The following is a 25,974-nucleotide window of genomic DNA, read 5'->3' as shown; positions in this document are numbered from 1 at the left end:
GTTGTTTCCGGCAGGACGCCGGATGCTTCACGGGATGTGGCGCAGCTTGGTAGCGCGCGTCGTTCGGGACGACGAGGTCGCAGGTTCAAATCCTGTCATCCCGACCATGTGATGTCTCAGGACATCGGAAACACCCCGGACCTGTGGTCCGGGGTGTTTTTTCGTGTCCGGGTGCTGGTCCTGGTCGAGGGAGCGGGGCTGGTAGTTCCGGGTGGGGTCGAGGATGAAGTCCCGGAGGATGTGGCCGGGGGCCGGGTCGATGATCAGCACGTGGGAGCCGTGGAGGAACATCTTCACGGGGGTTCGGGCGTAGGTCCGCCCGATGCCGATGTGGTGCAGTCTCGAGTGCAGGCGCACGGTGACGCGGCCGGTCTTGTCGACGCGGTCGGTGCGGATCCGCCACCCGGTGGGGGCGCCAGTGGGGGGTGGCCATAGGCAGGGCCGCGGTGAGGCTGCGGTAGCTGGCCCGGGGTCGTTTGGCAGGCGTCGTGACCGGCTGCCACCAGGGCCCGGCGGGTGGCCAGGATCGCTTCCACCGCCGGGTCCGGGACCGCGTTGGGATGGTGGTGGGCTGCCCGGGAACCGGGCGTGAACGCCGCCTCGCCCACGGCGCGGTAGCGGGCCACCAGTTTCGAGACCCGGGAGCGGCTGACCTGGAATCTGCGGGCAGCCTCCGCCCGGGACATCGTCCCCGTGACCACCGCCAGGATGATCGCTTCGTTCTTCACCACCCCCGCACGGCAGGACCGGTGTTTCCGATGCCCTGAGACACCTGTTTCCTATCCGCTGAAACCGGACACCCCCATCCTCCGCACATGTGATGTCTCAGGACATCGGAAACACCCCGGGCACAGCCCCGGGGTGTTTTCATGCGCTTGGACGCCGGCCTCAGGACCACGGCCGTTGCCGGGGTATGGTAGTGGCAAATTTGCAATCGGGACGCCTCCCCCCAGCGCTAGGACTGCTCATGGTCGCTCTCACCCCCATGGCGGCGCATTTGCCCTTGCGGGAGAAGAGCGGGTTCCGCGCCGACGTCCAAGGACTCCGGGCAGTAGCCGTCCTGCTGGTGGTGATCTACCACTCTGCACCTGGCGTGCTCTCGGGCGGGTACGTAGGCGTGGACGTCTTCTTCGTCATCTCGGGCTTCCTCATCACCACTCACCTGCTCCAAGCCCTGCAGGCGGAAGGGAGCATCTCGCTGTCTTCTTTCTACGCCCGACGAGCTCTGCGCATCCTGCCGGCGGCGTTCACCGTCATCGTGGTGACCGTCGTGGCGGCACTCATCTGGATGCCCCCGATGCAGCACGTGGATGTGACCCAATGGGCGGTCGCCTCGGCCGCGTACGTCCCCAACGTGCTGGCCGGGCTGCTGAGCACCGACTACCTGGCGGAGTCCGCCCCCTCCGTGTTCCAGCACTACTGGTCACTGGGCATCGAGGAGCAGTTCTACCTCTTGTGGCCAGCCGTCCTCGTCCTGGGCTGGCGGCTCTTCGGCCGGTCGGAGAGGGCGTTGTACGTGACGACAGGGTGTCTCGTGGCAGCCTCCTTCCTCCTGTGCCTGTTCGTGATGCAGGTCTCACAACCGTGGGCGTTCTTCTCCTTGCCGACCCGCGGCTGGGAACTCGGGACCGGGGCGCTCGTGGCGTTCCTCCTGCGGAGAACGCCAACATGGCCGGGCGGCATCCCTGCCGGGATCATGGCTTGGGCCGGTCTGGCAAGCGTACTGGTGGCTGCTCTGACTTTCGACTCAGAGACCCCGTTCCCCGGCTACCACGCAACCGTCCCGGTGCTCGGGACCGCTCTCGTGCTCGTGGGAGGCGCCGGCCGCATGGGGCCGGCGCCGGTGCTCGGCATCCGTCCGTTGCAGTTCATCGGACTGGTCTCGTACTCCCTGTACCTGGTCCACTGGCCCTTGCTCATCATCCCCCAGGCTGCCGCAGGCTACGCTCATCCCCTACCACTGTGGTCGCGCCTGTCACTGGGGCTGCTGGCGGTTCCCATGGCCTACCTGCTCTTCCGGTTCGTGGAAGACCCGGTGCGGAGGGCACGGCCGCTCGTCACGATGAAGCCCGTCCGGACGTTGCTGGCGAGTGTCAGCGTGACAGTGCTGATCTGTGCGCTGGCCGCGGTCGGCTCCACGGTGGCTCAGCAGGTGCCTCTGGACGCCGGCAGGCCGGTCGCCGAGGCGCCGCTCTCGCCCCTTCCCGCGGGCACGCCGTTCGTGCCGTCGAACCTCGACCCGTCCCTCCGGGAGAGCGCCGACGACCTCGCCCTGGTCTACAAAAACGGTTGCGACGGCCACTTTCTCGGCGTCGATGCCAGCGGTTGCCAGTTCGGGACCAATCCCGACGCGCCCGTCGTCGTCCTGTTCGGTGACTCCCACGCCGCGTCGTGGTTCCCCGCGCTCCACGCCCTGGCCGAGGACGGACGCATCCGGTTGGACACGAACACCATGGGCACGTGCCCCTCCGCCCAGGCGGCCACCCCTCTGGAGCGATCCTTCGAATCCCGGTGCCGCCAGTGGCGCGCCGAGGTCGTCGAGCGACTCCACGCCGAGCGACCCGATGTGGTCCTTCTCGCGAACTTCGCGGCAAAGTACGAGCCGGTCGGCGACACGGACTTCACCGATCGCTGGGCCGCAGGACTGGCTGCCACCATCGAAGCCCTTCCCGAGAACTCCCGCGTGGGTGTCATCGCCGACGTGCCGGACATGGGCGTGAGCCCGGCCATCTGCCTCTCCGCGAACCTCGAGGACGCCCACGCTTGCAGTGTGCCCCGTTCAACTGCTCTGCGCACCGACCTGGCAGCCGCAGAGAGGACGACAGCAGATGTGGCCGGCGCTGCACATCTGGACCTGACCGACTACTTCTGCGGGGCGACGTCCTGCCCGCCGATGATCGGGAACCTCCTCACCCACCGGGACGGCGACCACCTCACGGCCACATTCAGTGAGACGCTCTCCAGACCGCTGATGCGGGATCTCGAACCACTCCTGACCGGGTGACGGCGGACCGCGTACGTGGGCGGACGTCCAGGGTGCTGCTCGCGCACGGCCCCGTACCCCGGGGTGGCGCAGGGCCTTGCTGGGTCAGCGCTCCATCCTGGCCCTCGCCCGATGCGCCGAGTGAGGGCCCTGCCCCCGCAACTGGTCGCCCAGGACGAGCAGACGCGGGATCGACATGAGCAGGGTCAACGAGACGAAGTTCACGAGCACGGGCATGCCCAGGACGAGCGCCGGAGCCAGCAACCACGGCTGGTCCTTGCGTGCGCCGACGACGATGAGGACCACGGCGAGAAGAATCTGCGCTGCGAAGACGGCGGCTCCATGGGGCGTGCCGCCGCGGTTGGTGAGCAGGAACTGGACCCATGCATGCCAGGACGCCGGCTCGAACAGGTAGGACACGCCCACGATGAGCGAGATTCCACCGATCCCCTGCAGCACCCGGCGCCACTCCCCTCGGACCACGAACCACAGGAAGCCGGCACCGGTGGTGATCTTCGTGAGCGCTGGGAAGGCCCATGCCACGGGGTAGCGCAGCCCGATCACGACCGATGCGGCCAGCAGCACGAGGACGTTGCCGATGACGAGTTCGGGCACACAGAACAGGAACAGCGGCACGGCCCACTTCCAGTGCAATGGTTTGAGCAACCACATGAGCACGCCGGACTGCAAGCCGATCCACAAGGCCAGGAAGGCCGGCCAGGGGAGGACGGCCAGCGGCCGGATCACTTGCATGACGACCGGCGAGTACAGGTAGGCGTCCCTCTCCCCTGCCACCTTGTCGTAGATCAGCTCACTCTGCGCAGCCGTCCAGTAGGCGTGGGCATCCTGGCCCAGGATCGAACCATGCACCACGCCCAGGAAGGCGGCCCGCACGGCCATGAACGCGAGGTACCACAGCACCAGGACGGTTGCCTTCATGAACAACGGATACTTGTTTGCGAACTCGGCTCGCCGGCTCGCGGGTGCTGTGGCCTCGCGTCGATCGTGCTGGTTCACGGTGACCAACTGATCCTTTCGGTGGGATTGTGGTAATGACCCTCCGTCCACGCCCTCGGCGGGGCTCCCAGCTCCGGATGGGACGTCCGGCCCCGGCTAGACGAAGTTCAGGCCGACCGGTCCGAGCACGGTGATGAACAGGACGGGGAGGATGAACAGCATCAGCGGCATGAGCACCTTCACCGGGATCTTCATGGCCGTTTCCTCGGCTCGCTGCCGGCGCTTGGTGCGCATCTCGTCGGCCTGGGTGCGCAACACCGTGGAGATCGAGATGCCATAGGCGTCGGCCTGGATGACCGCTCGCGTGAAGGAGCGCAGGTCGGGCACGTTGGTCCTCTGCTCCAGGGCCAGGTACGCCTGCCGCCGCGGTATGCCGACCCGCATCTCCTGCAGCGTACGTGTGAGTTCCTCGGCCAGCGGACCCTTCCCGTTCTGCCCGGCCCTCGACATCGCGGACTCGAAACCGAGCCCTGCTTCCACGGCGATCATCATCTGGTCCAAGGTGTCGGGGAGCTCCAGCCCGATCTCCTTCTGCCGTTCGATGCCTTTGGAGTAGAGCAGCAGGTCCGGAACGAAATAGGCAACAGGGGCCAGCACCACGAACATCAGGAGGATCAGGGGATCGAACCGGCTGAGCAGGACCAGGAGCAGGCCCATGCCGGCGGTCGCGAAAAGAAGGATCGCCTTGAAACCCATCACCCGGGCCAGCGGCCACTCCGATGGACGGCCCGCTTTGGCATGAAGCCGGTCGAGACGCTCCGCGCCCTTGGCGGAGGTGAACTTGCGGGCCCAGCCGAACTCGGGGGCGGCACGGATCTGCTCGGCCTCGGAGTCCACTAGGCCTACCTTGAGGTTCTGTCGCACGATGCGGTCGCCGCCCCAGCGGGTGGTGACGGCCAGCCAGATCGCGGCAGCGGCGGCACCGGCCAGGGCGGCAAGTGCGAGAAGAAGAGACGACATCGGAGGTCCTTCGGTGATGGCAGTGGTGACGTGTCGGGACGAGCTCAGAACCGGAAGGTGACGACCTTCTTCATCCAGATGCCGCCGATCGTGAACATCACGAGAGCCGCGAACATCAGCCCGTAGCCCCAGATGCCGGTGGTGACGAACTTGACGATGAACTCCTGGGCCATGATCGTCAGGAAGCCCGCGATCACCACGGGCAGGGCCATGAGGATGTACGCGGACATCTTGCCCTCGGCGCTGAGTGCAGAGACCTGACGCTTGATCTGGTTGCGCTCTCGGATGGTAGCTCCGACGCGATCGAGGACTTCTGCCAGGTCCCCCCCGACCTCGCGATGGATGCCTATGGCCTGAGCCACCCAGGAGAAGTCCTCGCTGTTCATGCGTTCGGCGGTCAGCTCCATCGCGTCGTCGAGATCACGGCCGATGCGGGTCTCGTTGACCACCCGAGCCAGCTCCTCGGACGTCGGAGTGTCGGACTCCTTGGCGACCGCGTCCACCGCCCGGAGCAGGGAGTGCCCCGCACGCAACGACCCCGCGAACAGCTGGAGCGTGTTGTCCAACTGGTCACCGAACGCCTTCTGCCGGCGACCCACGAGGAAGCCGAGCCCGAACTTGGCCGCCAGTGGGCTGAGTCCGAGGAACAACAGGGCGAGCACCGGCCCGCCGAGGACCAGTCCGAAAAGCGCCCCGACCACTCCACCGACTGCGACGAGCACCAGGAAGTCCGCCGGGGCGACACGTACCCCGGCCAGATCGAGAGCCGTCGCGATCTTCCGGGTCCACCCTCGTCGCTCCAGGAAATCGGCGATCGCTTCCGTGGTGATACCGGTGATCCTCGACAGCTGGGAGGGTTTGGAGGCCTTCGCCGGGTCCGGCAGGCGCCGGCGGTCCATCGGCAGCCGAGGTGTCCGGGAGCGGGCGACGAGGAAGAGGCCGACCAGGCCGGCGGCGAACAGGAGACCGAGGCCGGCGATCAGGGCGCCCATCACCGGCCCGCCGGCGGGGTGAACACGGATGGCGAGAGCCGGATGCCGTAGTCCTCGAACTTGTCCACGAACTTCGGGCGGACGCCCGTGGTGACCGTCTTGCCCAGGAATCGTCCCGTCCGAGGGTCCACACCGGCGGAGTAGTCGAAGAGGAAGGCGTCCTGGAGGGTGACTGTCTCCCCTTCCATGCCCTGGATCTCGGTGACGTGAGTGACGCGTCGGGAGCCGTCCCGGAGCCGGGACAGCTGGACGACCACGTCGATGGCGGAGGCGATCTGTTCACGGACCGCCTTGAGCGGCAGGTCCATCCCGGCCATCAGGACCAGGGTCTCCAGACGGGAGATAACGTCGCGCGGCGAGTTGGCGTGAATGGTCGACAGGGAGCCGTCGTGGCCGGTGTTCATGGCCTGGAGCATGTCAAGGGCCTCGCCGCCACGGCACTCGCCGACGACGATGCGGTCCGGCCGCATCCGGAGCGAGTTCTTCAGGAGGTCGCGGATAGAGATCTCGCCCTTCCCCTCGATGTTGGCCGGCCGTGACTCCAGGCGCACGACGTGCTCCTGCTGGAGCTGGAGCTCCACGGCGTCCTCGATGGTCACGATCCGTTCCCCGTGGGGGATGAAGGAGGACATGACGTTGAGCATCGTCGTCTTGCCCGTACCGGTTCCGCCGGCGACGAGGATGTTGAGGTGCGCCTCGACGCACGCCTGCAGGAGCTCGGCCATCTGTGGCGTGATGGAGCCGAAGCGGATGAGATCGTCGACCTTCAGCGGGTCCGCGGCGAACTTCCGGATGGTCAGCGACGAGCCGTTGACCGCGAGCGGGGGGATGACGGCGTTAACGCGGGATCCGTCGGGCAGTCGCGCGTCCACCAGCGGTGAGGACTCGTCGATGCGGCGGCCCACCTGGGTGACAATGCGCTCGATGACATTGCGCAACTGCTCCTCGGAGGTGAAGGTCGAGCCGGAGAGGGTGACCTTGCCCTTCTGCTCGATGAAGACCTGGTCGGGACCGTTGACCATGATCTCGGTGACGGTGTCGTCCTCCAGCAGTGACTGGAGCGGGCCGTAGCCGAGGACGTCGTCGCTGATCTGGCGGATCAGCCGATCCCGCTCCTCGGTGGACATCGGTACCTGTTCGGCCTTGACGATGTCCGCCAGCTGCTCCCGGGCGAAGGCCTTGAGGTCGTCCTCGGAAAGACTCGGATCCGAGCCGCGCGAGCCGATGCGGATCATCAGCTCGTCCTTGACACGACGCTTGAGCCCCGCCAGGGCGTCGGGCATCACCGGGGAGGCGGCACGGGCGGTCTCCGGGGAGGACACCGTCCTTGCCGGAGTCGGTGCCGCTGTCCCCGTCTCCTCGGCGGACAGGTCAGGGCCCTCGGCCGTCTCTGCGGTTCCCTGTGCCTCCACGACCTCCCGCTCATCGTCCGGATGGAGCGAGTGGTGGGTGACGGACTCGACGATGGCCTCGCCACGGGCGAGTGCGAGTCGATCTGCGAGTTTCACGCGCCCACCGCTTTCCGGTGGCTGCCCCTTCGGGGCGCCGAGTAGTTGGGGTCGAACATGGCGACGAGCTCACGGAACTTCTTCGCGGCCTTGTCCTTCGGCGAGTGGAGCAGCAGCGGTTCTCCGCGGTTGGTGGCGTAGGAGGCCATTTTGGACCGCGGCACCACCAGGTCGACGTGGTGCTTGATGGTGGCCTCGACGTCCTGGACGGACAGTCCGTTGCTCCGGTCGGCGGCGTTGACCACGACCTGCACCTCCTGGGGGATGAGCGAGAGCTCGTTGAGCAGGTCCATCTGCTTGCGCATCCCTCGGACGCCGGGGACGTCCATGCCGGTGACGAAGACGACGTCGGTGGCCGCCTCGAGGGCCGCGAGCGCGTGCTCGCCCATCCCGGGCGCGGTGTCGACGATGACGTACTGGAACTGGCCGCTCAGCTGATCGAGCAGGTGGGTGACCTGCTCGCCGGTGATCCGGTCTCCCTCCACCGGGTTGGACGGGGTGCAGAGGGCATAGATCGACGCGGGATGGACGGTCAGGAAGGTCTTGAGAACCAGGGCGTCCTGGCTCGCGGGACCGTTGACGGCGTCGGTGAGAGAGTGCTCCGGGTTCAGGCGAAGTGCGGCGGCCACGTCACCGAACTGGACGTCGAGGTCCACGATGATGGTGTTCATCGGCGCGATCCGGCCCAGCCCCACTGCGAGGTTCGCGGCGACCGTCGTCTTGCCGACACCGCCCTTGGGCGAGGCGACCACGATGACCCGGCTGTCGGGGCGCGAGGACGAGTGCCCATTGGGGTAGGCCCCGTTGGCGCTTATTGCGTGGCCGGTGCCGGGCAACGCCCGTCGGCGGGAGTCGGCAGCATCAGTGGCCCGGGTGAGCGCGACGCGAAGGGTCTCCTCGTCGGCGTGTACGTCCACCACGTCGCGGAAGCCGGCCCGCAGCGCGGCCAGCGCGACCGAGGGGTCCTCCGGGACGATGAGGACGAGGCTGACCTCGGGACGCTGGACGTCGAAGACGGCGGCCAGCATCAGGGCCTTGTCCACCGGCACGCCGGGCCCCAACAGGACGACCGACGGGACCTCACCGATCGACCTGCCGAGAAGCTCATCGGGCGTGTCGGGCAGGGCGGCGTTGAACACCGTCTGGACGTCGCCGGGCAGCCGACCCTCGACAGCTGCCCGGAAGCGGCGGTCGTAGGCGGTGTCCGGCGTGACCAGCAGGAAGCGGCTCATCGGAAGTCCTCCATCGTGGCGCCGTCGGCGGCACCGTCGGAGTCCTTGGTCTCCTTGGTGAGCCAGACGGATCCGAACTCGTTGGCGTAGACGACCTTCTCTGCATCGGCTGCGGTGACCGCGACCGTGATGAGCAGGGACCCCTCCGGTACCGGCGGAGCCTCCGCGCCGGCCCCCTCGGAGCCTTCCGCGGACCCTTCCGCGGCGGCCGCGTCGGTCGCCGGCGCCGCACCCTGCAGTGCTGTGATCAGCATGTCGCGGAATTCGAGCTCGGAACGTGCGGGGTCGTCCTCCTCCCCCGGGAAGGTGACGATCATGCCGATGCGGTCGCCCGCCTTGAGCTGGCCGCCCACCACGCGGTCGGGTCCGGCCGTGAACGTGACCTCGCGCATTCCCTTGGGCACCGGCACGGTGCCGGGCTCCTCCAGTGCGATGGGCTCGACCAGCCGGGAGGCCAGCAGCTGCTCCCCCGGCTGCAGGGTCACGGCGGCAACCTTGCCCGCGTGCTCGCCCAGGTCGTACACGTAGTCCTCCGGCACGGTGACGGCCGGAACCACCTGGCCGTCGAGGTACTGGTCGAGTTCCTCGACCGGGGTACCCTCCGGCACCTGCTTCGTCACGAGGTACACCTCTTTGGGCTTCTGCCCCTCCAGGGCACGCGCCTCCGCAGTGTTGACGTAGTTGACGACGAGGACGAGGCCGACGACGGCCAGGAGGGCCATCACACCGGCGGCAATGAGACGAATTTTCACAGGGTGTTCTTCCGGATCTTGGGGGGCGGGGGAGGGGTCCGGCTACTCGATCATCGTAACGACAGAGGCGCCGTAGTCGGGGCCGCCCGAGGTGAAGCCGCTGTCGATGCTGGCGAACTTCTCGAACTCGCCGATGATGCCGGTGCACGGATTCGAGCAGGTCGCGCCGGAGTGGGTGGTGTTGGCGTACGAGGTGGACGGGAAGCGCCAGCCGAGGAGCTTGAAGGCCACCCACCCGTCGATCTTGTACCACCCCTTGTTGCCGGACGCACCGAGATCCTTGTAGAGCGGCAGCAGAATCGTCTTCCCCACGTGCTGCTGCAGCACAGCCTCGCACTGCGAGGGGAGATCGTTGCCCGGGTCGGAGGTGGCGGTCTGGTCGACGCTGACGGTGGTGGTGCACACGGTGGAGGACGGCGTGTCGATGAAGCCGAATCCGCCGGGGATGTTGAGACCTGAGGTTGCACTCTTCTTGCCGCACTCGGTGGCGTTCTTGTTGCTGCCCGTGATGCTGTGCAGCTTGAGCACCTGCGGTCCAGCGCTCAAGCTGGGGTCGAAGTCGCACGGAGAGATGACGATGGGCAGGACAGCCGGCCCCTTGTTGGGTGTGATCACCTGCGCGGCCGAGGTCGCACCCACGGTCGCTTCGTTGACGCCGAGGATCGGCGCGAACGTCAGCGCCAGGGAGCCGGCCCCGCTCTGGGCGCGTGTCGAGACGTTGACCCGGACCGTGCTGCCGGTGAACACCGGTTCGGCCACGTTGACCGCGCCGTCCTTGGCGTTCTTCTCGGCATACTGCTGGGCCGTGGGATGCGCCGCCGGGCCGGTGCAGTTGACGCCCATGCCGCAGTCCTGGGCCACCGCCAGCACCGCGGCGTCGGCCCCGGACTGCAACTCGGCACGTTCGTGGTACATCGCCCCGACGTCGATGGCCAGGGCGGTGAATCCCAGCATGACGACCATGGACATCGCCACGAGGATCGTGCTCGCACCGCGTTCGCCGGTCTCCCGGTGAGCGGTCCAGGACCGCTCGATGTGCTCGATCAGCCGCCGCATCGCATGGCCGCCTTTCCACTCAGGGTCATGCTGGAGGCAATGCCGGTGATGGTGTTCAACGGGTACTTGACGGTGACCTGGATCATCGTGCCCGGCGTGCAGTTCGTCGGATTCGCGCTGAACTGCATGTCCGCGGGAACGAGGGACGGCGCCGCCGCCCGGCCCCGGCTCACGGCGTTCGGCCAGTTGTTGCTGATCGCCATGCTGCGCACGGTCTCGCGAGCGGCGTGCGTGAGACTGATCTGGACGTTGTAGGCCCGGCCGAACTCGATGGTGCCCAGCACCAGCGTGAGCAGGATCGGGAGCACCAGGGCGAACTCCACGGCGGCCGCACCGCGTTCCGAGCGCCATCGGCTCATGGTCACATCCTTCGGTCAGGTCAACGACAGTGGATCAGGAGTGGTCTTGCTGTGCTCGGCAGCCGCTCTGCGAGGTGCTCCGGACGACGAAGCGCCGCGGCGCCCCGGAGAGGGAGCCGCGGCGCTCGATGAAGCAGTCGCCCCAGGATCAGGCCGGCAGCCCGTCCTTGACCTTGACGAAGAGGCTGTCGAGCTTGGGGCCGAGGAGGATCAGCGTGGCGATGATCGCGACGGCGATCAGGCCGACGAGCAGGCCGTACTCGACGGCCGTGGCGCCCTTCTCCTCGCGGGAGAGGCGACCGACGATGAAGTCCTTGCCGTCGGTGACGTACTGGAGCGTGACGAGAAGAGGCAGCATGATGTTTCCTTACGAAAATGGAGGAGATCCAGCGGAGATGGGTCTTGTGCTTTCAACGATGCCGTCTGATTCGGATCTCGGCACCTGGGCTATCGACCTGTCATCAGATTACGGGTTGCAAGCGCAAAGCTACAAGCATTCGAACACATGCTCTTTGGGGGACGTCAAACAGCGACGTAATGCCTAGTCGGGTGCTGCATTTATCTGCATGGACCTCGGTATGTCCCCGAAACCGCGTCAGTAGAGCCCCGGCAGCAGGAGCTCGCGCGCGAACCTATCGCCCCACAGCACGCCCACCAGGGCGCCGGCCAGCATCGAGGGACCGAACGGCACGTCGCTGCGCCGGCCACCTCGGCCGAGGGCCAGCACGGCCAGACCCACCACCGCCCCGATCACGGACATCAGCAGCGCGCCCACCAGCAGCGCACCCCAGCCCTGGTAGGCCAGGAACAGGCCCAGCACGGCGGCGAGCTTGACGTCGCCCATGCCCAGGCCCGCGGGCGAGATCAGCGCCAGCACGAGGTAGAGCCCGAAGAGCGCCATGGCGCCCAGCACGGCTCGCAGGAGGGCGCCCCAGGTGCCATCGCCGATCGCGGCCACGGCCAGGAGCACGAGGCCGACCGCGAGGGCGGGCAGCACCACGGCGTTCGGCAGCAGGTGGTGCCTCAGGTCGATGACCGTGAGCACGACCGCCACGACCACCAGGAAGAGATGGGCGGGCAGCTGCCAGGAGAGTCCGAGGACCGCGGCCACCAGCAGGAAGAGTCCGGCCGTCGCCGCGGTCAGCACCGGACGCGACGGCGCCGCACCGCCGGCGGGGCTGTGCCGCAGGACGAGCCCGGGCAGGAACCACCCCGTCACGGCACCGGCCGCACCGGCCGCCAGGAGCAACCAGACCGGCGCCTCCCCCACCACTGGATCCATGCGTTCACCCCTCCGGTTCGCGGGCCGCCCCGAGGACACCCGGCGATCGAATCTGTCCCCCGAACGGGGGCGACGTACGGAACCGAGGCTAGACCAGAAAACGGGCGGACCGGCATTCCGGCACGTCACCGGGCTTTCCCGGAAATGAACGGCGGTCGGCGAGGCGAATTTCCTGGCACGGCGGCGATAGAGGTGGGACGCCGCCATTCATTCATGCAAATAAATGAACAGGTGGAATTTTTCTCATCGATTCCTGCGGTGGCAGCACCCCATGCCGCGATCCGCTCGAGCGCCTCACGCAATGCGTCGGAGGCGAGCCCTAGCATCAGGGGTGTCGGAGGTCGCACCACGGCCCGGCGGATCCACCCGCCGGCCGAAGCCCCCGCCACGTTCGCTCCCGCACTCCACGGAAGGACTCCTCCCATGACCACTCGTACGACACCCTGGCCCGCCGGCACCCCGTGCTGGGTGGACCTCATGGCCACCGACCTGGAGCACACCCAGAAGTTCTACCGCGACGTCCTGGGCTGGACGTTCAGCGAGTCCCAGGCCGAGTACGGCGGCTACTGCAATGCCCTCGTCGACGGCGAGACCGTGGCCGGGCTCTCCCCCACGATGGAGGGCATGGAGTCCGCTCCGCACGTGTGGTCCGTCTATCTGGCCACCGACGACCTCGCCGCCGACGCCGCCACGGCGGTCGAGGCCGGGGCCACCCAGGTGTTCGAGCCCATGGAGGTCGGCCCGTTCGGGTCGATGGGGATGTGGATCGACCCCACCGGGGCGGCGTTCGGGATGTGGCAGGCGAACGAGCACACCGGCTTCCGCAGGGTCGAGGAGCCGGGGACCGTGGCCTGGTGCGACCTGATGACCCGCGATCCGGGCGCGGCGCAGGAGTTCTACCAGACGGTCTTCGGCTACACGTACCAGGACATCGGGCAGGAGAACATGCCGTACGCCCTGTTCACCGTGCCCGGAGGTGAGCAGCCGGCCGGCGGCATCGGCGGCCCCGACCCCGCGGCCGGCGACGCCCAGCCCGGCTGGTCGGTCGCCTTCCAGGTCGACGACGTCGACGCCGCCGTCGAGCGCGTCCGGGCGGCCGGCGGAACGGTCAGCGCGGACCCCTCGGACTTCGAGTACGGGCGCATGGCCGTGGTGGCCGGCCCGGACGGCGAGGTCTTCGTGGTCATGACCCCGTCCGGGACCGTGTAGCCCGTCGGACGGGACGGTGGTCGGGCGGCGGCCGGNCCGGCCTCGCCGGCCGCCGCACCGGCTCAGCGAAGGAGCACGACGTCGAGTCGGCGGGGCCCGTGCACGCCCTCGACGCGCTCGAGCTCGATGTCCGAGGTCGCCGAGGGCCCGGAGATCATCGTGGTGGGCGCGGTCGGAGTGACCCGGGCCAGGGCCTCGGGGATCAGCTCGACCACCGAGTCCACGGGCACCACGCAGATGTGGTGGTCGGGGACCAGGCTGATCGCCCGGCGGCCCTCGTCGGGGCGCCCGGTGAGGAAGATCGTCCCGGTCTCGGCGCAGGAGACCGTGGACGAGGTGACCACGGCCTCCACGGCGTTGAGCTCGCGCACCCCGAGGGCCGGTGCCGTCCGGGGGTCGGCAGAGTCCACGATCGCGCTGCGGGCGGCGGTGTCCTCCGGCAGCCAGGACCGGTCGAGGCCGGAGGGCACCACGTAGCGGGCACCGTCGCCGAGCAGAGCGGCGATCCGGCCCGGCAGCGACGCGGCGGTCTCGTGGTGGACGGCCGCCTTGTAGTCGACCAGCCGGTCCTCGAGCATCTCGACGACCTCCCCGGCGGCCCGGGCCGAGGCCCTCCGGTAGGTCCGTTCGACCTCCGGCGCCGCAGGGGTGTCGTGCAGGGCGCCGCGGATCCGGTGGAGGATCTCGGTCCTGGCGTCGGTCATCGCTCTCCCCCGTCACGGTGGCTGTCGTGGTGGTCGTTGTGGTGGATGTCGTGGTGGTGGTCGCCGTCGAGGTCGTCCCGGGCGCCCCGGGCGTCCTCCTCGGCAGGGTCCTGGCTCCCGGGCGGCGCCGCGCCACCGGCGGCGGGACCGCCGTCGCGGGCGACCCGCCGGTCGGTCTCGCCGGAGTGCTTGGCCCACCAGTTGCGGAAGGACTCCCTGGGCGGGGCGGGGAGGTCGCGCTCGTCGGTCCATCCGCCGGCCGCTCCGGGCAGCCACGAGATGGCTCGGTTCCGGCCGGCCACGGCCCGGCCCAGGGGCAGGGCCCTCTCCGCCAGGGCCATGCGCCGGCCGGAGGACATCACGAACGAGGCGCCCTTCATCATCAGGTCCATCTCGGACGGGACCTGCGGCACGCGACGGGTCCGGGCCGGTGCCGCGGCGGCGCCGTCGTCGGACCGCTCCCCGTGCTGGGTGCGCACGTCCTCGTCGCGCAGGTGCACGAGGATCTCCGGGATGTTGATCTTCACGGGGCACACGTCGTAGCAGGCCCCGCACAAGGAGGACGCGTAGGGCAGGGAGGCGTTCTGCTCCGACTCGATGCCGGTGAGCTGCGGGGAGAGGATCGCCCCGATCGGCCCCGGGTAGGTCGACCCGTAGGCGTGGCCGCCGGTCTGCTCGTAGACGGGGCAGACGTTCAGGCACGCCGAGCAGCGGATGCAGTGCAGGGCCGAGCGTCCGGCCGGGTCGTCGAGGACCGCCGTGCGGCCGTTGTCGAGCAGCACCACGTGCACGTCCTGGGGCCCGTCGCCGGGGGTGACCCCGGTCCACATCGAGGTGTAGGGGTTCATCCGCTCCCCGGTCGAGGAGCGCGGGAGGAGCTGCAGGAACACCTCGAGGTCCTGGAAGGTGGGCACGATCTTCTCGATCCCCATCACCGTGATCAGGGTCTCGGGCAGGGTCAGGCACATGCGTCCGTTGCCCTCGGACTCCACCACGGTCAGCGTTCCCGTCTCGGCCACGCCGAAGTTCGCCCCGGAGACGGCCACGGAGGTGGAGAGGAACTTCTCCCGCAGATGCGTGCGGGCGGCCTCGGCGAGGTCGCGCGGCTCGGAGGTGAGGGTCTCGTCGGCCCCGGCCATCTCCTTCAGGAAGATGTCGCGGATCTCGTGCCGGTTCTTGTGGATGGCCGGGACCAGGATGTGCGAGGGCTTGTCGTGGTCCAGCTGGACGATCAGCTCGGCCAGGTCGGTCTCCGTGGCGGTGATCCCGTGCTCCTCGAGGTGGGCGTCGAGACCGATCTCCTGGGTGGCCATGGACTTGATCTTGATGACGTCGTTCGACCCGGTGGTCCGCACGAGCTCGGTGACGATCCGGTTGGCCTCCGCGGCGTCGCGCGCCCAGTGGACGGTCCCGCCGCGGGCGGTGACGTTGCGCTCGAACTCCTCGAGCAGCTCCGGCAGCCGCGCCATGACGCGGGCCTTGATCGCGGAGCCGGCGGAGCGCAGCTCCTCCCAGTCGGGCAGCTCCCCCACCACGGCCGCGCGCTTGCCGCGGATGGTGTGGGTGGCGTGGCGGATGTTGGCGCGCATCTGCGTGTTGCCCAGCTCCGCCCTCGCCGCGGCGGGGAACGCGGTGGACGCGTGCAGGTTCCCCTGCCCGTGCACGGGGCGGACGGCGGGCATGCCGAGTGCGGTCCGGCTCATCGGGCACCTCCTGCGACGGGGGACGGCGACGCCGTGCGGCGCCCCCTCGGCCCCGGGATGGACAGTTCGACCGGGCCCGAGACCTCGAGCGGGTTCTCGCGGGTGGCGGCGAGGATCTCGGCGAAGTGCACGGTGGCCGCGGCCGTGCCGCGGCGGGCCATGGCCCCGCCCAGGTGCATCAGGCAGGAGGCGTCCCCGCCGGTGCACAGCTGCGCGCCGGTGGCCTCGATGTTGCCGATCTTCTCCTCGGCCATGGCCGCGGAGACGTCCGGGTTCTTGAAGGAGAAGGTCCCACCGAAGCCGCAGCACTCCTCGGCGTCGGGCAGCTCCACGAAGTCGATGCCTCCCACGGAGGCCACCAGGTCCTTCTGCCGGTCGCCCAGGCGCAGGAGGCGCATCCCGTGGCAGGAGGGGTGGTAGGTCACCCGGTGCGGGAACCACGAGCCCAGTTGGGCCGCCGCGTCGCGCACCCCCAGCACGTCGGTCAGCAGCTGGGAGAGCTCGTAGGTGTTGGCGGCGACGGCCTCGGCGTCGCGGGCCAGGCCCTCGTCGCCGGCCGTGCGGGCGATCATCGGCTGCTGGTGGCCCAGGGAGGCCACGCAGGAGCCCGAGGGCGCCACGGCGACGTCGTGGTCCACCGCGCTGAACGCCGCCACGTGGTTGCGCACCACCGGGACCGCGTCGGCGAAGTAGCCGCTGTTGACGTGCATCTGCGAGCAGCAGCCCTGACCGGGAGGGAACACGACCTCGTGGCCCAGCCGCTCCAGCACCCGCACGGTGGCCAGCGCGACCCGCGGGTACATCGCGTCCACGATGCACGTGGCGAACAAGGCGATTCTCATGGGACCTCCGGGGACGGGATGATCGAGGGGCGACGGCGACGAGGCGCCGCCTGTGGTCTGACCATAGTAGACCGGTGAGGCCCGTCACACAACGACGGCGGACACACCCCTCCCCCTGCTCGACAACGGGGGTTGGGCATGTGATGTGAGTCATGTACTCTTTGTGGTCAGACCATTGTGGTCCGACCATAACGTGCTCGTGGTTCCGCCGCTCCTCCGGCCGCAGCACCGGGGGTCCGCAGGACAGCAGCACGCGAACGACGGCTCCTCGACGACCTCCGCACCGGCCTTCCGACACCGGCGGTCCGCCGGACCGCCGGTGCGGACCCCGAGGCCCTCCGGTCCCACGACTCGACCCTGCCCGCCCCGTCACACCCGCGCTCGTCCGGGACGGGCCCAGAAAGGAACTTCCCGTGGACAACCTCGCTGTCCTGAGCCTGCTGGCTCTCCTGCCCCTGCTCCTGGTGGGCGTGCTCCTGGCCGGATTCCGCTGGCCGGCCAAGTTCGCGATGCCGGTGGGCTACCTCGTCACCGTGGCCGTGGCGCTGCTCGTGTGGCGGATGAGCTTCGCGGGCGTGCTGGCGGCCACCATCGAGGGCCTCATCGTGGCCGTCACCATGCTCTACATCGTCTTCGGCGCCCTGCTGCTGCTCTCCACCCTGACCGTGGGCGGAGCCATGGCCACGATCCGCGCCGGCTTCAACAACATCTCCGCCGACCGGCGGATCCAGGCGATCATCATCGGCTGGCTCTTCGGCTCCTTCATCGAGGGCGTCTCGGGCTTCGGCACCACCGCCGCGGTCGTGGCCCCGCTGCTGCTGGCCATGGGCTTCCCGGCCATGGCCGCCGTCATGGTGGGACTGATCGTCCAGTCCACCCCGGTGAGCTTCGGCGCGGTCGGGACGCCCATTCTCGTGGGCGTCGCCAACGGCCTGGGCGGTGACCCCGCGGTCGCCGAGCGCGTGAGCGTGCTGGGGCTGACCATGCCCGAGTTCGTCAACTCGATCGGCTTCTACACCGCGGCCATCCACGCCGTGGTGGGCATCCTCATCCCGCTGATCCTCGTGACCCTGCTCACCGGCTTCTTCGGCCCCGACCGGCGCTTCCGCGACGGACTCGCCGTCTGGCCCTTCGCCGTCTACGCCTCCCTGGCCATGACCGTCCCCTACGTGCTGGTGGCCCGCTTCCTCGGCCCCGAGTTCCCCTCGATGTTCGGCGGGCTCATCGGCATGGCGCTGGTGATGTTCACCTCCAGCAAGGGCTTCCTCATGCCGCAGGACACCTTCCGGTTCGGCCCTCGCGCCTCCTGGCCCGGTCGCTGGATGGGCACCATCGAGCCGGCCGAGGCCACGGACGTGTCCACGCACATGAGCGTGGTCCGGGCGTGGGCCCCCTACGCCCTGATGGCGGGTCTGCTCGTGGCCACCCGGGTGGTCGCCCCCTTGAAGGAGTGGCTGACCGGCCTGGCGATCCCGTTCGAGAACATCCTGGGCACCGAGATCACCACCACCGTCCAGCCGTTCTACCTGCCGGGGTTCGTACTGATCCTCGCCTCGGCCTTCGCCTACCTCCTGCACCGGATGAACGCCCGGGAGGTCGCCCGGACGATCAGGATCTCGGCGGGTCAGCTCGCCGGCACCGCCGCCGCGCTGCTCTTCGCGGTCCCGCTGGTGCGCGTGCTCATCCAGTCCGGCCCCGCGCTCAACGACTCCGGGCTCTCGAGCATGCCGGTCACCCTCGCCGAGGGGGCCGCCGCGATCTCGGGCGGCTCCTGGCCGGTGATCGCGCCCTGGATCGGCGCCCTGGGCGCCTTCGTGGCCGGCTCGAACACCATCTCCAACCTGACGTTCTCCCAGTTCCAGTACTCCACCGGCGCCGCGATCGGCCTCGACCGTCCGGAACTCGTCGTGGCCGCCCAGGCCGTCGGCGGCGCCGGCGGCAACCCGATCGCCATCCACAACATCGTCGCGGCCTCCGCGACCGTGGGCCTGCTCGGCCGGGAGGGCGACCTGCTGCGCAAGACCGTCATCGTGACCACGTACTACTGCCTCGCCGGCGGCGCGGTCGCCTACCTCTTCGTCCACGGCGTGGGTCTGAACCTGGGCACCGTCATGCTGGCCGTGCTGATCGCCGGGCTGGCCGTGCTGGCCCGGTGGCTGATGCGCCAGAACGTGCCGGCCGACGAACGGCGCCGGGTGCGGTCCGGCACCTGACGACGACGCGTCCGGGCCCCGCGGGACACCCGCGGGGCCCGGACGTGTCCCTGGACCGCGGACGCGTCCCTAGAATGGTCCGGACCCCGCCCATCCCCCAGGAGCCTCCCGTGCCCGCAGCCTCGCGCATGTACACCGTCGTCCTCGACTGGCTCGAGGAGCGCCTGCGCTCGGGCGAGATCTCGGTGGGCGACAAGCTGCCCGGGGAACGCCACCTGGCCGAGGAGTTCGGCATCTCCCGGGCCTCGGTCCGGGAGGCGATCCGCATCCTCGACGCGATGGGCCTCGTCCGCTCCGCCACCGGGTCGGGCCCGAACGCCGGGGCGATCGTCATCTCCGACCCCTCCGCGGCGCTCGGCTGGGCGCTGCGGATGCACGTGGCCACGCGGTCCCTGCCCGTCCGGGACCTGGTGCAGACCCGCCTGCTGCTCGAGACGCAGTCCGCGCTCGAGGCGGCCGCCGCGCCGGAGACGCCCGAGCGGGCCGAGACCCTCGATCACGCGGCCGCACTCGTGGCGGCCATGGACGACCCGGACCTGCCCGACGAGCTCTTCCACGCCCACGACGCGCAGTTCCACATCCTGCTCGCCTCCCTCGCCGGCAACGTGGTGGTCGAGACGATCATGTCCTCCCTGCGCCTGGCCACGATCGGCTACGTGCAGGAGACCGTCGCGGGCCTGGCGGACTGGCCGCAGGTGCGCCTGACCCTCCAGGAGCAGCACCACGGGATCCTGCGGGCGTTCCGGGACCGCCGGGGCGAGGACGCCGCCACCGCGCTGCGGGAGCACATCACCTGGTTCTTCGGCCTCAGCCCGGCCCGGTAGCGCACGCGCGGCCGCGGGCAGGAGAACGGGAAGACGGGAGAACGGGAAGACGGCAGAAGGCGAAGTCGAACGGCCCCACCGGCAGGCCGGTGGGGCCGTTCTCGTCCGCGTCACGGGGAGGTGCACGGTAGGGGGCCATCGGCCGAGGGGGTGCAAGGTGATCCAGGCCTTGCGCGGCCGCATCCCGGTCCAGGGGGGACTATCCCGGGGCGGCCCCCTACCGTGAGCAGATCGGTGAACCGTCCGTCCGGGACGGGGCCACAGGGGGGATGGGCCGCGTACCGGGCGAATGTCTCTCGCTCGTCCACCGAGCTCTTTATCTTCTCTGCTCGCAGTACCCATCCTGCCCTGGACGCCCCATGCAGATGAATGCACTTTCGTCTATTTCCTCGTGGAAATACGTCCGGGCCTCGAGGGCCGCCCGGTACGCGGCCGGCTGGACGATCGGCCATTGCCTCCCGGACAAAAGCCTGCTTAGCCTGACAGCGCCGGTTCCGGCCGGGCCCGGGCTGGGCCCCCCGCCGGGACGGGTCGGCGTGTCCCCCCGCGCGCCGAGGCATCCCGGGCCCTCGGGCCCGGTCCGCACCGAAGGGTCAGACCATGCGAAAGCTCATCGGAACCACCGCCCTGTCCGCCCTGCTCCTGGGCGCCTCCGCCACCGGCGCCGTGGCCGCACCCCTGCCCGACGACTGCACGAAGGAGCGCGGCACGGTCACCTGCACGACCTTCGAGGGCCCCGGCAAGAATCAGGCCGGCGTCGGGACGACCACCACCGCCGAGACCCAGGGCAACACCACGAACACGAGCCCCGAACCGCAGGAGCTCGACTCCACGTGCGAGACCAACCCCGCGAAGAGCCAGGGCGCCCCGAACACCTGCTCCTGACCTCCGGACGCGCAGGCCCGGTGCCCCCCGTTGTGGGGACACCGGGCCCGTGGACGCGGACGTCAGTCCCGCAGCTGCGGCTCCACGAGCCCGCTCTGATAGGCCTTGATCAGCGCCTGGACGCGGTCCCGGACCCCGAACTTCTCGCACACCCGGCCGAGATAGGCCTTCACGCTGCCCTCGGAGACGTGCATCTGCTCGGCGATCTCCCGGTTGCTCAGGCCCTGGGCCAGCAGGGTCACGGTCTCCATCTCGCGGTCGGTCAGCAGCGAGCGCAGGCCGTCGTCGGCGTGGCGCTGCTGCAGGTCCGGGGCGGAGATGACGTTGTCGGCCAGTGCCCGGGCGATCGCCGGGGACAGGGCGATCTCGTTGTCGAGCACCTGGTGCACCGCCGTGATGATCTCGTCCGGACGTGCGTCTTTGACCAGATAGCCGGCGGCTCCGGCGCGCAGGGCGGGCACCACGAACTCCAGCGTCGAGAACGTCGTGAGGGCCAGGACCTTGGACCGGGGGCTGCGCGCGGCGATCTCCCGGGTGGCCTCGATGCCGTCCATCACGGGCATCTTCATGTCCATCAGCACCACGTCCGGATCCAGGGCGAGGCACCGGTCCACGGCCTCCCGCCCGTTGGCCGCCGTCCCGATGACCTCGAAACCGGGTTCGGCCGAGAAGAAGGACTTGAGGGCCTCCAGCATGAGGGGCTGGTCGTCCACCACGAGCACTCTGCAATCAGTCACCGGACCAGTGTCTTTTCTTTGTCCCCCTAAGTGCAACACGTCATATTCGACTTAAGTCACGAACGCTCTGGACAAAGGTTGGTGGACCTTTGTCCTTAACGTTGGCAAAGTTGTGTGCAGCAGGACAGCATACCCCCCCAGTGGCTGGGATCTCTCCCCCGCACCGGCCACACCCCCCGATCCCGTGCTGTCCGCGACTCGCACAGGAGCCCCCCGCCATGAACAAGAAGAAGTTCGCCACCGCCCTCGCGTCCGCAGCCCTCGCCGCGTCCTTCATCGTCGCGCCCGTGGCCCCGGCCAACGCCCTGACCGTCCTCGCCCCCCAGGGACCCCGCGCAACGATCTGCTACTACTTCCCCTGGTGGTGCTAGTCCCGCACGACACTGTGCTAGATCTCTTGGAGTGACCCCCGACACCCAGCTCCCCGCGAGAGCACCGCGCGCAACCCGGAAGACGCCCTTCTTCCACGCCGAGCCGCTGGCCCGGTGGTTGCGCACGGTGCTCCTGCTGTTCGCGGTGGTCGGTGCGATCGACGACGTCCGGGTGCTCTTCCAGGACTGGCTGCTGGGTTCCGAAGTGGCCGACGACATGGACCAGGCCATCGACAGCATCCTGGCCTACGCCGCCATCGGCATGCTCAGCGCGCGCTCGACCTGGGCCTCCGCGGCGTCCATCGGCTGCCTGGCGTACTCGGTGCACATCGGCGAGTACCCCATGGCGGCGCTGACCAGCTGCATCGTCACCATGACGGTGGTGGCAACGGCCACGCGCCGCTTCGTGGTGGTCCACCTGGCCGGATACGGCGTCTGGATCGCCCTGGCCGCGCTCACGCACCAGGACACCTCGATCATCTTCTGGAGCCTGAGCGCGGTCACGCTGGCCGGAGCCCTGACCGGCGCGGCCGTCCGCTATTTCCGCGAGCAGCGCCGCCGCAACGAGGAACGGGTGCGGGACCTCGAGATCCTCAACGAGCGGCTCCGGGAGGACGAGCGGCAGGCGCTCGCGCGCGACCTGCACGACGTCGTCGCGCACGAGCTCACCCTGATCACGATGCAGACGATGAGCCGGCGCCGCTCCGAGGACGTCGGGGAGCTGCACCAGGTCCTCGAGACCGTGGAGGGCGCCGCGCGCTCGGCCCTGCACGAGCTGCGGGTGCTGCTGCGGCTGCTGCGCAACGAGGACGACGACGAGCAGCCCCGCGACGTCACCGGAGCCGGTCTGGCCATCGGCAGCCTCGAGCACGTGGTCACGTCCCTCGCGGCCAGCCTGCAGGACCTGGGCTTCGAGCCCGACGTGGTGATCACCGGAGACCTCGAGGCCACGCCCATGACCGTCCGTGGCACGGCCGCCCGCATCCTGCAGGAGGCGGTCACCAACATCATCAAGTACGCCCCGCGCGGGGCCCGGTGCGGGATCGAGCTGCGGGCGGACGAGCACGAACTGCGCCTGCTGGTCATGAACCCTTTCCACGGGACCGCGAGGCACCCGGGCGGCCGGTCCTCCGAGCTGTCCTCCGGGCTCGGTCTGCGGGGGATCGCCGAGCGCGTCTCCCTGCTCGGCGGGCGTGCCGAGAGCGGCCCCCGGGACGGGCAGTGGATCCTCGACGTGCACCTGCCCGTCGAGCACGGCGAGGCCCTGTGACGGACCCGCTGGCCCCCGACGCCCTGGCGCGGCGCGTCGCCGAGGTCGTCGCCGGCATCCCGCCCGGCCGGGTGCTGACCTACGGGGACGTCGCGGAGCTGGCCGAGTGCCGCTCGGCCCGTCTGATCGGCTCCGTCATGGCGCGCAACCCCACGGGACGGGACCTGCCGTGGTGGCGGGTGGTCACCGTGCGGGGAACGCTCGCCGACCACCTCCAGGCCGCGGCACGGGAGCACTACCGCGACGAGGGCACGCCCGTGCGCGCCGACGACCGGCATCTCGTGCGCGTCGACATGGACCGCGCGCTCTGGAGCCCCGAGACGCCCGCGGACCGGGGGAGCGGATCCCCTCAGGGGGCCCGGGCCGCCGGGACGCTCAGTACTCCGGGGGCCCGGCGACCTCGAGGAAGTTCCCCGCGGGGTCGAAGGTCCGGCCCGTGAGCCGCTCGAAGGCTTCGACGTAGCGGGCGCGGGTGCGCTCGACGACCTCCTCGGGCAGCTCGGGGACGGGCCCCTTCCCGTCCCAGCCGGACTCGTCGGAGCGCAGCCAGTCCCGCACGTACTGCTTGTCGAAGGAGGGCTGCGCCCGGCCCGGCTCGTAGGTCGCGGCGTCCCAGAAACGCGAGGAGTCGGGGGTGAGCACCTCGTCCCCGAGCGTGATCGCCCCGCGGTAGGAGTCCAGGCCGAACTCCACCTTGGTGTCCGCCACGATGATCCCCCGGTCCCGGGCGATCTCCTCGGCCGCGGTGTAGATCCGCAGGGTGAGCTCGCGCAGGCGGTCGGCCACGGCGTGGCCGACGACGTGGGCCATCTCCTCGAAGGTGATGGGCAGGTCGTGCTCCCCCACGTCGGCCTTGCCGGTGGGCGTGAAGATCGGCTCGGCGAGCCGGGAGCCGTCCACGAGGCCCGGCGGGAGACCGATCCCGCAGACCTCCCCGGTCTCCCGGTAGTCCTTGAGCCCGGAGCCCGTCAGGTACCCGCGGGCGATGCACTCGACCGGGAACATCGAGAGGTTCTTGCACACTATGGCGCGGCCCCGGACGGACTCGTGCACGTCCGTGGTCAGCACGTGGTTGGGCACCTCGGCGAGCTGCTCGAACCACCAGAGGGACAGCTGGGTGAGGATCTTGCCCTTGTCGGGGATCTCCGTGGGCAGGATCTCGTCGAACGCGCTGATCCGGTCCGTGGCCAGCACGAGCACCGAGCCCGCGCGGTACTCGGCGTCGTCGTGGATCGCGACGCCGGTGGCGCGCAGCCGCGACTCGTCGGGGACGTAGAGCTCGCGGACCTTGCCAGAGTAGATGTGCGTCCACCCGGGGATCTCCGGCGGGGTCGTCGCGGTGCCGTGCTCGCTCATGCCTGCTCCTGCCGGGGACGGGAGGCGCCGGGGACCTGGATGAGTCCCCGGGCCGCCTTGAGGGCGATGTCGGTGCGGTGCTGGGAGCCCTCCAGCTCCACGAGCTCGACCCCGCGGTAGGCCCGCCCCCGGGCGTCCTCGAGATCGGCGCCGAGGGCCACGACGGCCAGCACCCGCCCGCCGGCCGAGACGATCCGGCCGGCGTGCTCGCCCTCCCGGGCCACGGCGGTGCCGGCATGGACCACGTGGACGCCCTCGAGCGCACCGGCCTCCTCCAGCCCGCCGACCGGGTCGCCCGTGCGGGGGCTCTCGGGGTAGTGCGGCGCGGCGACGACGACGGCGACGGCCGACTCGGGCCGCCAGCGCAGCCGCTCCGCCTCGTCCAGGCGACCGGTCGCCGCGTCGAGCAGGAGCCGGCCCAGCGGGGTGGTGAGCCGCGCCAGCACGGCCTGGGTCTCCGGGTCGCCGAAGCGGGCGTTGAACTCGATGACGCGCAGCCCGCGGCCGGTCACCGCGAGCCCGCAGTAGAGCACACCCACGAACGGGGTGCCCCGGCGGCGCATCTCCTCGACCGTGGGCCGGGCCACGCGCTCCACGACGTCGTCGACGAAGCCCTCCGGCAGCCACGGGAGCGGCGTGTAGGCGCCCATCCCGCCGGTGTTGGGGCCCTCGTCGTCGTCGCCGACTCGCTTGAAGTCCTGCGCGGGGCTCAGCGGGACCACGCGGGAGCCGTCGGTGAGCACGAAGAGGGAGACCTCCGGGCCGTCCAGGAACTCCTCGACCACGACCGTGCCGCCCGCGGCGAAGCACGCGTTCGCGTGCCGCAGCGCCGCCTCGCGGTCCTCGGTGACCACCACGCCCTTGCCCGCGGCCAGGCCGTCGTCCTTGACGACGTAGGGGGCGCCGAACGCGTCCAGGGCGTCGGCGGCCTCCTCCTCGGTCACCGCGACGCGGGCCATGGCGGTGGGCACGCCCGCGGAGGCCATGACCTCCTTCGCGAAGGCCTTGGAGCCCTCCAGCCGCGCGGCGGCCCGAGAGGGCCCGAAGACGGGGAACCCGGCCTCGCGCAGGACGTCGGCCACGCCCGCCACGAGCGGGGCCTCGGGGCCGACGACGACGAGGTCGACCGCGAGCTCGCGCGCCAGAGCGGTGACCGCCGCCGGGTCGCCGGCGTCCACGGCGTGCACCGGGACGAGCTGGGCGATCCCGGCGTTGCCCGGGGCGCAGTGGACCTGCGCCACCTCGGGGTCGGCCAGGAGGGCACGGATGATTGCGTGTTCGCGGCCGCCGGGGCCCAGTACCAGAACCTTCACGCCCCCCAGGCTAGTTCTCGCGGGGCGATCTTCACACATCGTCACGCGTGTCCGGGACGGCGCAATCCGGCCGGGAGGTCGTCCGGTCAGGACGGTCCGGGTCGCGACGTGCTCCGACATCCACCATCGTGACGTGCCTCACAGCATCTACCATGGAGCATGAGCACCTGGACACGAACACTTCCGGTCTCCGCCGCCGCCGTTCTGGCTCTCGTCCTCGCCGGCTGCGACGACACCGAGACTGCCGAGGGCCCGGAGGCACCGGCGGAGACCACGGCCCCGGTGGAGGAGGGCGCGACCACCGAGCCCACCGGCACGGGCGACGACGCCACCACCGGAACCGAGGACATGGTCCCGGAGGCCGACCCCGAGGCGGACGCGGGCTACTGAGCCCTGGCGCCCGGCC

General features: G+C 70.0%; 26 protein-coding genes and 1 tRNA gene. 10 read left to right on the top strand and 17 right to left on the bottom strand.

What is annotated here, in order from left to right; translation table 11 throughout:
• Window positions 1-30: 30 nt before the first annotated feature.
• A tRNA-Pro gene (locus ACH9EU_RS07305) sits at window positions 31-107 on the top strand.
• 186 nt (window positions 108-293) lie between these two features.
• Here ACH9EU_RS07305 and ACH9EU_RS07300 read toward each other — a convergent pair.
• Complete coding sequence (locus ACH9EU_RS07300) at window positions 294-728, bottom strand: helix-turn-helix domain-containing protein (RefSeq protein ID WP_396413294.1); 435 nt, start codon at window positions 726-728, stop codon at window positions 294-296.
• Between the two features lie 239 nt (window positions 729-967).
• Between ACH9EU_RS07300 and ACH9EU_RS07295 the strand changes: the two genes are divergently transcribed.
• Complete coding sequence (locus tag ACH9EU_RS07295) at window positions 968-3,004, top strand: SGNH hydrolase domain-containing protein (RefSeq protein WP_396413278.1); 2,037 nt, start codon at window positions 968-970, stop codon at window positions 3,002-3,004.
• A gap of 84 nt (window positions 3,005-3,088) precedes the next feature.
• Here the strand turns inward: ACH9EU_RS07295 and ACH9EU_RS07290 are convergent, their stop codons facing one another.
• The 10 genes from ACH9EU_RS07290 to ACH9EU_RS07245 form a co-directional block, all read right to left on the bottom strand.
• Window positions 3,089-3,922: a glycosyltransferase 87 family protein gene (locus ACH9EU_RS07290; protein ID WP_396413277.1), complete on the bottom strand. Its 834-nt coding sequence runs from the start codon at window positions 3,920-3,922 to the stop codon at window positions 3,089-3,091.
• Window positions 3,923-4,096: 174 nt separating this feature from the next.
• Complete coding sequence (locus ACH9EU_RS07285; protein ID WP_396413276.1) at window positions 4,097-4,960, bottom strand: type II secretion system F family protein; 864 nt, start codon at window positions 4,958-4,960, stop codon at window positions 4,097-4,099.
• A 44-nt stretch (window positions 4,961-5,004) separates the two neighbouring features.
• Window positions 5,005-5,952 carry a type II secretion system F family protein gene (locus tag ACH9EU_RS07280; protein WP_396413275.1) on the bottom strand — a complete coding sequence of 316 codons (948 nt, stop codon included), beginning with the start codon at window positions 5,950-5,952 and terminating at the stop codon, window positions 5,005-5,007.
• A complete protein-coding gene (locus ACH9EU_RS07275) occupies window positions 5,952-7,460 on the bottom strand; it encodes an ATPase, T2SS/T4P/T4SS family (RefSeq protein WP_396413274.1) in 1,509 nt (502 codons plus the stop codon). The genes ACH9EU_RS07280 and ACH9EU_RS07275 overlap by 1 nt, the downstream gene beginning before the upstream one ends.
• Window positions 7,457-8,692, bottom strand: a complete 1,236-nt coding sequence (locus ACH9EU_RS07270) for an AAA family ATPase (protein WP_396413273.1) — start codon at window positions 8,690-8,692, stop codon at window positions 7,457-7,459. Before ACH9EU_RS07270 ends, ACH9EU_RS07275 begins: the two co-directional genes overlap by 4 nt.
• Window positions 8,689-9,444 carry an RcpC/CpaB family pilus assembly protein gene (locus tag ACH9EU_RS07265; RefSeq protein WP_396413272.1) on the bottom strand — a complete coding sequence of 252 codons (756 nt, stop codon included), beginning with the start codon at window positions 9,442-9,444 and terminating at the stop codon, window positions 8,689-8,691. The genes ACH9EU_RS07270 and ACH9EU_RS07265 overlap by 4 nt, the downstream gene beginning before the upstream one ends.
• A 42-nt stretch (window positions 9,445-9,486) precedes the next feature.
• The gene (locus ACH9EU_RS07260; RefSeq protein ID WP_396413271.1) at window positions 9,487-10,500 is read right to left on the bottom strand and encodes a pilus assembly protein TadG-related protein; all 1,014 of its coding nucleotides are present in this window, start codon (window positions 10,498-10,500) and stop codon (window positions 9,487-9,489) included.
• Window positions 10,488-10,859: a TadE/TadG family type IV pilus assembly protein gene (locus ACH9EU_RS07255; protein ID WP_396413270.1), complete on the bottom strand. Its 372-nt coding sequence runs from the start codon at window positions 10,857-10,859 to the stop codon at window positions 10,488-10,490. Before ACH9EU_RS07255 ends, ACH9EU_RS07260 begins: the two co-directional genes overlap by 13 nt.
• Window positions 10,860-11,007: 148 nt before the next feature.
• A complete protein-coding gene (locus ACH9EU_RS07250) occupies window positions 11,008-11,217 on the bottom strand; it encodes a Flp family type IVb pilin (RefSeq protein ID WP_396413269.1) in 210 nt (69 codons plus the stop codon).
• 237 nt (window positions 11,218-11,454) lie between these two features.
• Window positions 11,455-12,141: a prepilin peptidase gene (locus ACH9EU_RS07245; protein WP_396413268.1), complete on the bottom strand. Its 687-nt coding sequence runs from the start codon at window positions 12,139-12,141 to the stop codon at window positions 11,455-11,457.
• Between the two features lie 423 nt (window positions 12,142-12,564).
• Here ACH9EU_RS07245 and ACH9EU_RS07240 point away from each other — a divergent pair, with 423 nt between their 5' ends.
• Window positions 12,565-13,350, top strand: coding sequence for a VOC family protein (locus ACH9EU_RS07240; RefSeq protein ID WP_396413267.1), 786 nt, complete (start codon window positions 12,565-12,567; stop codon window positions 13,348-13,350).
• A gap of 62 nt (window positions 13,351-13,412) precedes the next feature.
• Here the strand turns inward: ACH9EU_RS07240 and ACH9EU_RS07235 are convergent, their stop codons facing one another.
• From ACH9EU_RS07235 to ACH9EU_RS07225, 3 genes are read right to left on the bottom strand one after another with little or no spacing between them, the layout of a single operon-like run.
• Window positions 13,413-14,054 (bottom strand): LUD domain-containing protein, encoded by a 642-nt coding sequence (locus ACH9EU_RS07235; protein WP_396413266.1) that lies wholly within the window; start codon window positions 14,052-14,054, stop codon window positions 13,413-13,415.
• Window positions 14,051-15,757 (bottom strand): LutB/LldF family L-lactate oxidation iron-sulfur protein, encoded by a 1,707-nt coding sequence (locus ACH9EU_RS07230; protein WP_396413265.1) that lies wholly within the window; start codon window positions 15,755-15,757, stop codon window positions 14,051-14,053. The genes ACH9EU_RS07235 and ACH9EU_RS07230 overlap by 4 nt, the downstream gene beginning before the upstream one ends.
• The gene (locus tag ACH9EU_RS07225; RefSeq protein ID WP_396413264.1) at window positions 15,754-16,599 is read right to left on the bottom strand and encodes a heterodisulfide reductase-related iron-sulfur binding cluster; all 846 of its coding nucleotides are present in this window, start codon (window positions 16,597-16,599) and stop codon (window positions 15,754-15,756) included. The genes ACH9EU_RS07230 and ACH9EU_RS07225 overlap by 4 nt, the downstream gene beginning before the upstream one ends.
• Before the next feature lie 413 nt (window positions 16,600-17,012).
• On the opposite strand from ACH9EU_RS07225, the gene ACH9EU_RS07220 reads away from it, so the two are divergent.
• From ACH9EU_RS07220 to ACH9EU_RS07210, 3 genes are all read left to right on the top strand, one after another.
• On the top strand, window positions 17,013-18,812 hold the full coding sequence (locus ACH9EU_RS07220; RefSeq protein WP_396413263.1) for an L-lactate permease: 1,800 nt from the start codon (window positions 17,013-17,015) through the stop codon (window positions 18,810-18,812).
• 74 nt (window positions 18,813-18,886) lie between these two features.
• Window positions 18,887-19,636: a GntR family transcriptional regulator gene (locus tag ACH9EU_RS07215; protein WP_396413262.1), complete on the top strand. Its 750-nt coding sequence runs from the start codon at window positions 18,887-18,889 to the stop codon at window positions 19,634-19,636.
• A gap of 600 nt (window positions 19,637-20,236) precedes the next feature.
• Window positions 20,237-20,521, top strand: coding sequence for a hypothetical protein (locus tag ACH9EU_RS07210; RefSeq protein ID WP_396413261.1), 285 nt, complete (start codon window positions 20,237-20,239; stop codon window positions 20,519-20,521).
• A 62-nt stretch (window positions 20,522-20,583) separates the two neighbouring features.
• Here ACH9EU_RS07210 and ACH9EU_RS07205 read toward each other — a convergent pair whose 3' ends face one another.
• Window positions 20,584-21,258, bottom strand: coding sequence for a response regulator (locus tag ACH9EU_RS07205; RefSeq protein ID WP_396413260.1), 675 nt, complete (start codon window positions 21,256-21,258; stop codon window positions 20,584-20,586).
• A 218-nt stretch (window positions 21,259-21,476) separates the two neighbouring features.
• Here ACH9EU_RS07205 and ACH9EU_RS07200 point away from each other — a divergent pair, with 218 nt between their 5' ends.
• Genes ACH9EU_RS07200 through ACH9EU_RS07190 form a run of 3 tightly spaced genes read left to right on the top strand, consistent with a single transcriptional unit; the run spans window position 21,477 to window position 23,339 of the window.
• Window positions 21,477-21,629, top strand: a complete 153-nt coding sequence (locus ACH9EU_RS07200) for a hypothetical protein (RefSeq protein WP_396413259.1) — start codon at window positions 21,477-21,479, stop codon at window positions 21,627-21,629.
• A gap of 31 nt (window positions 21,630-21,660) precedes the next feature.
• On the top strand, window positions 21,661-22,899 hold the full coding sequence (locus tag ACH9EU_RS07195; RefSeq protein ID WP_396413258.1) for a histidine kinase: 1,239 nt from the start codon (window positions 21,661-21,663) through the stop codon (window positions 22,897-22,899).
• Window positions 22,896-23,339: an MGMT family protein gene (locus tag ACH9EU_RS07190; RefSeq protein ID WP_396413257.1), complete on the top strand. Its 444-nt coding sequence runs from the start codon at window positions 22,896-22,898 to the stop codon at window positions 23,337-23,339. Before ACH9EU_RS07195 ends, ACH9EU_RS07190 begins: the two co-directional genes overlap by 4 nt.
• Here the strand turns inward: ACH9EU_RS07190 and ACH9EU_RS07185 are convergent.
• Entirely contained in the window at window positions 23,275-24,255 is a 981-nt protein-coding gene (locus ACH9EU_RS07185; RefSeq protein WP_396413256.1) for a phosphoribosylaminoimidazolesuccinocarboxamide synthase, read from the bottom strand. The two genes, ACH9EU_RS07190 and ACH9EU_RS07185, sit on opposite strands and share 65 nt — an antisense overlap.
• Window positions 24,252-25,568: a phosphoribosylamine--glycine ligase gene (gene purD, locus ACH9EU_RS07180; protein ID WP_396413255.1), complete on the bottom strand. Its 1,317-nt coding sequence runs from the start codon at window positions 25,566-25,568 to the stop codon at window positions 24,252-24,254. Before purD ends, ACH9EU_RS07185 begins: the two co-directional genes overlap by 4 nt.
• A gap of 159 nt (window positions 25,569-25,727) precedes the next feature.
• Here purD and ACH9EU_RS07175 point away from each other — a divergent pair, with 159 nt between their 5' ends.
• Window positions 25,728-25,958, top strand: a complete 231-nt coding sequence (locus ACH9EU_RS07175; RefSeq protein WP_396413254.1) for a hypothetical protein — start codon at window positions 25,728-25,730, stop codon at window positions 25,956-25,958.
• The last annotated feature ends 16 nt before the right edge of the window (window positions 25,959-25,974 follow it).

Source organism: Kocuria rhizosphaerae (genome assembly GCF_044462265.1).
GTDB lineage: Bacteria > Actinomycetota > Actinomycetes > Actinomycetales > Micrococcaceae > Kocuria > Kocuria rhizosphaerae.
Note: the sequence above shows the minus strand (reverse complement) of the source record. Positions and strands in the feature narration are given on the sequence as shown.